The following is a 7,100-nucleotide window of genomic DNA, read 5'->3' as shown; positions in this document are numbered from 1 at the left end:
TAAATTGTGGCGGGGTTCGTATGGCTCTGGTATGGCAGGGGCAGAAGGATTCGAACCCTCGGCACGCGGTTTTGGAGTGGATGTGGAAAAGGCATCAGCGGACATATACCAGCCAGTTTTCCGCACGGTTGAGCCGTTTGTGTTTCCAAAACCCACGCCCCAAAAAGTTTTGATGATTTATTGATGATATTCAAAATTCTCAAGACTCAGACCAGGCTTTTTCAGCCCAAGTGCAGAAGATTTTTATAGTAATCTATAATCTTATTCGTAATAATAGCATAGAGTTGAAATTATGTTAAGTCGGTGGTACCCCTTCAAAATTTGTGTCGCTAAACAAAGAAAAGGTTTTTGAAAAAGCTTTCAGGAAGGTAAACGAACAAGCAATTTCCCTCTATCTTTTTTCTGCATTTTGTGTTATACTTAACAAAATATCCAGATTTATAGAATCGGGGGACAATAGCCATGACAGACGTTGAACGGCGCAACGCTGCTGGGCAGTTTATGCAGGATTGGGCTAACCGCGGCGACGAAAAACAAGAGACACAATTATTCTGGATTTCATTGCTCCATGACGTGTTGGGAATAGAGGAACCCACAAAATTTATCCAATTCGAGCTGCCCGTAAAGCTGGACCATACCAGCTTTATTGACGGTTACATACCCGCCACCCGTGTCCTTATCGAGCAGAAGGGCCGGGACATCGACCTGCACAAAGGCTACAAGCAATCCGACGGCAGTATGCTGACCCCATACCAGCAAGCCCGCCGCTACGCCGGATATCTGCCCCACGACCAGAACCCCCGCTGGATCGTGGTCTGCAACTTCCAAGAGTTCCAGATACATGATATGAACCGCCCCAACGATGAGCCGGAAATCCTCAAGCTGGAGGGCTTGGAGCGGGAGTATCACCGGCTGAACTTCCTAGTGGACACCGGCAGTGAGCACATCAAAAAGGAAATGGAAATCTCCTTGCAGGCTGGTGAGCTGGTGGGTGTGCTGTATGACGCGCTCTTGAAACAGTACAAGGACCCCAGCGATCCAGAGGTGCTAAAGAGCCTGAATAAGCTGTGTGTCAGACTGGTGTTCTGCCTGTATGCGGAGGACGCTGGCATCTTCGGCGGCAGGAATATGTTTCACGATTATTTGCAGGTCCATGAGCGCGAGGCGCGGCAAGCCTTAATAAATCTATTTAAAATCCTTGACACAAAATCCGAGGACCGGGACCCATACTTGGACGACGACCTCCTTGCTTTCCCCTATGTCAACGGCGGGCTGTTCGCAGACGAAAACATCATCATCCCCAGGCTGGACGAAACCATCGTCGACCTGATTCTTCATCGCGCCAGCGAGGACTTCGACTGGTCGGAGATCAGCCCCACCATTTTCGGCGCAGTGTTTGAGAGCACGCTAAACCCCGAGACCCGGCGTTCCGGCGGTATGCACTATACCAGCATTGAGAATATCCATAAGCTCATCGACCCGCTGTTCCTAGACGGGCTGAAAGCCGAGTTTGCAGAGATAAAAGAGATTTCGGTTGACCGCACCCGCAAGGCAAAACTCGAAGTCTTCCAGCGTAAGCTGGCTGGGCTAAAGTTCCTAGACCCTGCTTGCGGCTCCGGGAATTTCCTGACGGAAACCTACATCTCCCTGCGGCGGCTGGAGAACGAAACCATCTCCCTGCTGAACAAGGGGCAGATTATGTTCGACCTTGGCAACCCCATTCAAGTTTCAATCGGGCAGTTTTACGGCATTGAGATAAACGATTTTGCCGTGACTGTCGCCAAAACCGCGCTTTGGATCGCCGAGAGCCAGATGATGAAGGAGACCGAGGACGTGGTGCATATGTCTCTGGATTTTCTTCCGCTGAAATCCTATGCCAACATCACCGAGGGGAATGCTCTGCGGACAGATTGGGAGAGCGTGGTGTCCAAGCGGGAACTGAATTATATTATGGGGAACCCGCCGTTTGTGGGGTATTCTCTGCAAAGCAAGGCGCAAAAGGAGGATATTCTTTGCATTTATGTGGATGAAAAAGGCAAACCCTATAAGACTGCTGGAAAGATTGATTATGTGTCCGGCTGGTACTTTAAGGCGGCACAGCTCATGCAAGGGACAAGTATACGCACAGCCTTTGTGTCAACCAATTCCATCACCCAAGGCGAACAAGTTGCCGGTGTTTGGAAACCCTTATATGACCGTTTTGGCGTTCATATTGACTTTGCCCACCGCACTTTCCGCTGGGACAGCGAAGCCAGCTTGAAAGCCCATGTGCATTGTGTGATTGTGGGGTTTAGCATTGCGCCAAACACTCAGGAGCGGCGCTTATTCATGTCTGAAAGAATGCAAGTTGTTACGAATATCAACTCCTATTTGGTGGACGCTGATAACGTGTTCATCGAAGCGAGAAATAGACCAGTTTCAGATGTTCCAATTTTGCAAAACGGTGGTAAATCGACAGAAGGCGGATTCCTCATTTTAACAGAAGAAGAAAAAGAAGAATTGCTGAAAACTGAACCACAAGCTACACAATTCATCCGGCCATATATGATGGGTAAAGATTTTATTATGCGTAGGCCCCGATACTGCCTTTGGATGGTGGGAGCCAATCCTGCTACGATCAATCAATGTCGGTCAGTGAAACAGCGTATTGAGGAAGTTCGCAAGTATCGTTTGGCCAGCCCAAAGGAAGCAACAAAAAGGAAAGCAGAAACACCGATGCTCTTTGATGAAGTTCGGGAGTGTGCGACAGATTATGTCGCTATTCCAAAAGTTTCTTCTGAAAATCGCCGTTACGTTCCCATAGAATATTTAAAAAGAGAAGTCATCCCGGGTGATAGCATTTTTATGATTTCAGATACGAGTTTGTATCATTTTGGCATTTTAACCTCCAATGTTCATATGGCCTGGATGCGAGCAGTCTGTGGACGGTTGAAAAGTGATTACCGTTACTCTAATACCGTTGTCTACAATAACTTCCCCTGGCCCACCCCCACGGATAAGCAAAAAGCTATAATCGAGCAGACCGCCCAGGCCATCTTGGATGCCCGCGCCCTTTACCCGGACAGCAGCCTTGCCGACCTCTACGACGAGACCACCATGCCGCCAGATCTGCGGAAAGCCCACCAGAATAATGACCGGGCGGTTATGGCGGCGTATGGGTTCTCGGTCAGGGAGATGACGGAGAGCAGGTGTGTGGCGGAGCTGATGAGGATGTATCAGCGGTTAACAGATGGAGATCTGTAGAAGGGGCATTCTAATGAAAGACAAGAAAATCTTTATAGCAGATAAGCTCCAAGGCACAAAGGTAAACCTTGCAGATTATACGCATATCCGAGCATATCATGCGTGCCGGATTGAAGATGAGAATGTTTATCGAAACAAAGGGTTGGTAGCATTTAATCGGGAAAGTGCCCTGAAAGACGCGATTATTAAACTGAGAAGCGGCAAAGTGACGGAACTGGAGATTAGGAACCAATTCAATTTGGAATGGGAAAGTTTGGGGACAAATTATAGTCCTCAAATATGGTTAATGCTTGAAAAAGCAGAATTGTTAGGAAAATCTTGTCACTATTTAATATATGGCAGTGAGTTTCTAAACTGTCTGGCAATGCGTCTAGGGTGTCGAGATAGACTAAAAACAATTGGCCGACCGGCTATTATAGTTTGTGATATTCCTATTAAATGCATTTCAAAACTAAGGTTACAAGGGCTCGAGAAAGATATTTGGCATCGCAATACCGCTGACCGTTCAATAGCTGTTTGCAATGTACGGCCACAAGATATTATTGAAATTATCTATCCAACAGGTACAGTTGAAGATCCATATACAAAGTTTCAATATAATCTTTAAAAGCGACAGAGAGAAATAGAATGAGAAAGATAACGGTTTGATGGGAAAGAAAATATGAGTATAAATGGGTGAGTCTTTTATCTGCCATGAAAGGAATAAGTACCTGAAAGGATGAGAACTAGTGGGGGAGAACAAATATATTAATCCGTTTTCAAAGCAAGCGGAAAAATATGCTTTGGAACTTGATGAGGCAACTATTTCGCAAGATGCTATAAAATTAGGAGCTTTAGTAAATGAAATTGAAAAAAGAATTCCTGATGATAATCATGCTTCTCAGGCTCAAATGTACTATTCAATTGGAACCGTGTACAGTGATTTGGCTAAATTTACGGGAATATCAAATGAAAAATCTTTTCAAAAGCAGTTATACTGTTTTAGGAAGAGTATAGATTTAATTGAAGATGATGAGTATTTGGATGAAGTATATTCTCCATATATCAAAGCATTCAAATTGAATTTGTATACGAACTATGCCAATACGCTTAGTTCTTGTGGGAGAAAAATTAGCGCTATCACACAATATAGGAACGCCCTTCGTATTAACCCTTGTTTCGGCATGGCATTGGGGAATCTAGGAAAAATATATATGGATTATGGTTTTTTTGATTTCGATTCTGGCCATAGAGATTACTTGTATCATTTTTCATATACTCTTTTACAAAAAGCATCTAGGAGTAACGATCCAAATACATATTTAGAGGCAAAAGAGGGGTTTCAAAAGCTTTCACAGTATTACGATAGTGAATATATAAGAAAATTCTTATCAAGAAAGTTGAATATCCCTAATTATACTTATGATGATATGGAGGAAAAGTTATACAGAGAGTGGGCCTTACAAAATGTTCTATTTTTAAACACGCTTAACGACTTACCAGTAGAAAAAATGTGTTTTGCAAATGATGTTTTACATTTGCCAGATATGATTGTCTCAATTAATGCTAAGCCAGTTTTTCACGGAATGTTTAATCAGATTAAACAAGAGTATGTTTATGCAAGATATGAATGTTACTGCTCATTACAAACTCTTGAACAGCCACATTTTGCAGATAAGGAAACTCATCTTATCAATTTTGCTGACTATCCACAGTATGGAATAAGAATTGAACAGATGAAGTCAGCATTTAAAACACTATATGGCTTGTTTGATAAAATAGCGTTTTTCCTGAATTCATATTTCGACCTTGGAATCCATGAAAGAGATATCAATTTCAGCCATATTTGGCTAAGGGCTAAGCAAGTTTGGGCGAGGAAATAATGTGTATAAGTATAAGAATAATCTCGATTATAAATCAAATTTTGCGTTAGCATCGTTGTATTGGATAAGCAGGGATTTTTATGATAAATTTGAAGATTCCCCAAATCCTCAGTTAAAACATATTAGTATTGTGCGTAATGCGCTGGAACACAAATATGTAAAAGTAACCAATGGATGGCTTACAAAAAGAATGGATGGAGAAGTTGATGACTTAGCTTTATACATAACTGAAGATGAACTTTCTGAATTGACTATGGATTTGTTGCATATCGTCAGAGAGGCTATCATCTGTTTGTCCTTATGCGTACATATTCAAGAAGAGAAGAATCGAAAAAGCAATGAAGGCAAATTCGTTCCGTCAATCCCGCTTATGGACTATGACGATGAGTGGAAAATATGAAATTTATCAATTCGAAGATAAAGTGATTGGATAATGTAACGGAGCCGTCATCTTGCACAATCAGCATGGATTTTTTGATAGCCGATTATAAGCAGAATAAAGCTCGGGCCTCCAGTACGGATAGTGGACTGTTGAGCTGTGTGAGGGCGGTTCCGGCAGTTTTATGGCAGAGACAAGGGTAGAAACAGGGCAAAGCGCGATAAACGCCGTTGTGGGGCATTTGTGGCAATTTGTGAGGGTAGGATGTTACGGCGCATCTGACTTGGGTTTTGAGACTGGTTTTGAGAGAAGATGCGCCGGAAGAACGCCGCTGTATTGCACAACCCTCAAAGATTCCCGGATGGTCGATTTTCAAGCAGGAGAAAGGCGGAGGGGTTGCGGTGCACCCCTCCGCCGGTTCACAACGTCCGGCAATGCCGGTCGTTTCAAGGGATTCCGGGATTCTTAGTGCAAAATCACGATAGGGGTTGCTAATGAGGATTTGGAGTGAAAGGTGGGGTTGCTGTCGAGAAAAACGGCGAGGCTGCGAGGAATTTCCAGGGGTTGTAAATGAAGTGCTGATGTCCTACAAAAATCCTCCCCTTTTGGGGAGGGCAAGCAGAGCGCTCGTCCGACGTTGTCGGACGGCCCGATTACCGGGCAGTAGCCCGAACCCACTTTTGTAAGGGCAAGATACCTGGCTCAGAATTTGCGTTGCAAAACAAAGAATACGGCCTTTAGAAATCCGGAAATGCCAGAGCAAAAAGTAAGAAAAAAGTCAGTGGACTTTCGAAACAAGGTGTGGTATGTTGTGTTGTTGACGAAAGGAGGCTGACAAGAATGGCACAAAAGAAACTGCTTACGAATGGAAAAGCCTTTAAGAGAACTGATGACCGCTGGGGCGGCACCGTCTGGTACATGGACGAGAAAGGAGAGCGTAAGCGTAAATCGTTCTCCGGTACTACCAAGGCAGAAGTCACCAAGAAGATGACCGACTACGTTGCGGCCTTTAACGATGTCTTGCAGGAGTCCGATGAATCCCGCAAAACGCTCAAGGAGAGCATGACTCACTGGCTCCAAGTGTTCAAGTTTCCATCGGTGGAGCGCACCACCTACGACCGCTGCGAATGTACGGTGGAACATCAAATTTTTCCTCTGCTTGGAGAGAAAGTAGTAGGTGACATCACTGCTGTTGACCTCAAGGAAGTGCTGAACCACTGGATGGGCGAGGGCTACGCCTACACTACGGTGAAGAAAGTTTACATTGTCCTCAATGAATATTTCCGCTACCTGACCCAGCAGGAAATCTTCTCCAAGAACCCCATGAACAGCGTACCCATGATAAAGAAGTCAAACTTTATGGCAGCACAGAACAAGGAAGATTTGCCGACACAGGAAACAGTAACGATATTTACGCCAGAGGAAATAGAGAAATTCAAGGCCGAGGCGTTCAGCACCTACTCCAACGGTAAGCCCAAGTACCAACAGCCAGCAGCCTACATTCTCATGCTGAACACAGGACTGAGGACAGGCGAGATACTGGGCCTGCTCAATAGCGACATTGACCTGGAGCATAAATATCTTGAGGTGCGCCAGGGAGTAAAGGAAGTGTGCAG

The 7,100-nt window shown here is 44.6% G+C and carries 6 protein-coding genes; all 6 read left to right on the top strand.

What is annotated here, in order from left to right:
• A partial coding sequence (locus tag D1841_RS18770) for a hypothetical protein (protein ID WP_207709227.1) occupies positions 1–184 on the top strand: 184 nt, incomplete at its 5' end.
• Between the two features lie 278 nt (positions 185–462).
• The gene (locus D1841_RS15875; RefSeq protein WP_160644572.1) at positions 463–3,243 is read left to right on the top strand and encodes a class I SAM-dependent DNA methyltransferase; all 2,781 of its coding nucleotides are present in this window, start codon (positions 463–465) and stop codon (positions 3,241–3,243) included.
• Between the two features lie 13 nt (positions 3,244–3,256).
• Positions 3,257–3,850 carry a hypothetical protein gene (locus tag D1841_RS15870; protein ID WP_160644570.1) on the top strand — a complete coding sequence of 198 codons (594 nt, stop codon included), beginning with the start codon at positions 3,257–3,259 and terminating at the stop codon, positions 3,848–3,850.
• A 121-nt stretch (positions 3,851–3,971) separates the two neighbouring features.
• A complete protein-coding gene (locus tag D1841_RS19955) occupies positions 3,972–5,105 on the top strand; it encodes an LA2681 family HEPN domain-containing protein (RefSeq protein WP_166554289.1) in 1,134 nt (377 codons plus the stop codon).
• Between the two features lies 1 nt (position 5,106).
• Entirely contained in the window at positions 5,107–5,505 is a 399-nt protein-coding gene (locus tag D1841_RS19540; protein WP_166554288.1) for an LA2681 family HEPN domain-containing protein, read from the top strand.
• 819 nt (positions 5,506–6,324) lie between these two features.
• A partial coding sequence (locus D1841_RS15855) for a tyrosine-type recombinase/integrase (RefSeq protein WP_371722068.1) occupies positions 6,325–7,100 on the top strand: 776 nt, incomplete at its 3' end.

Origin of the sequence: Neglectibacter sp. X4 (assembly GCF_009917365.1) — a bacterium.
GTDB lineage: Bacteria > Bacillota > Clostridia > Oscillospirales > Acutalibacteraceae > Acutalibacter.
This window is presented reverse-complemented; position numbering and strand designations above follow the sequence as displayed.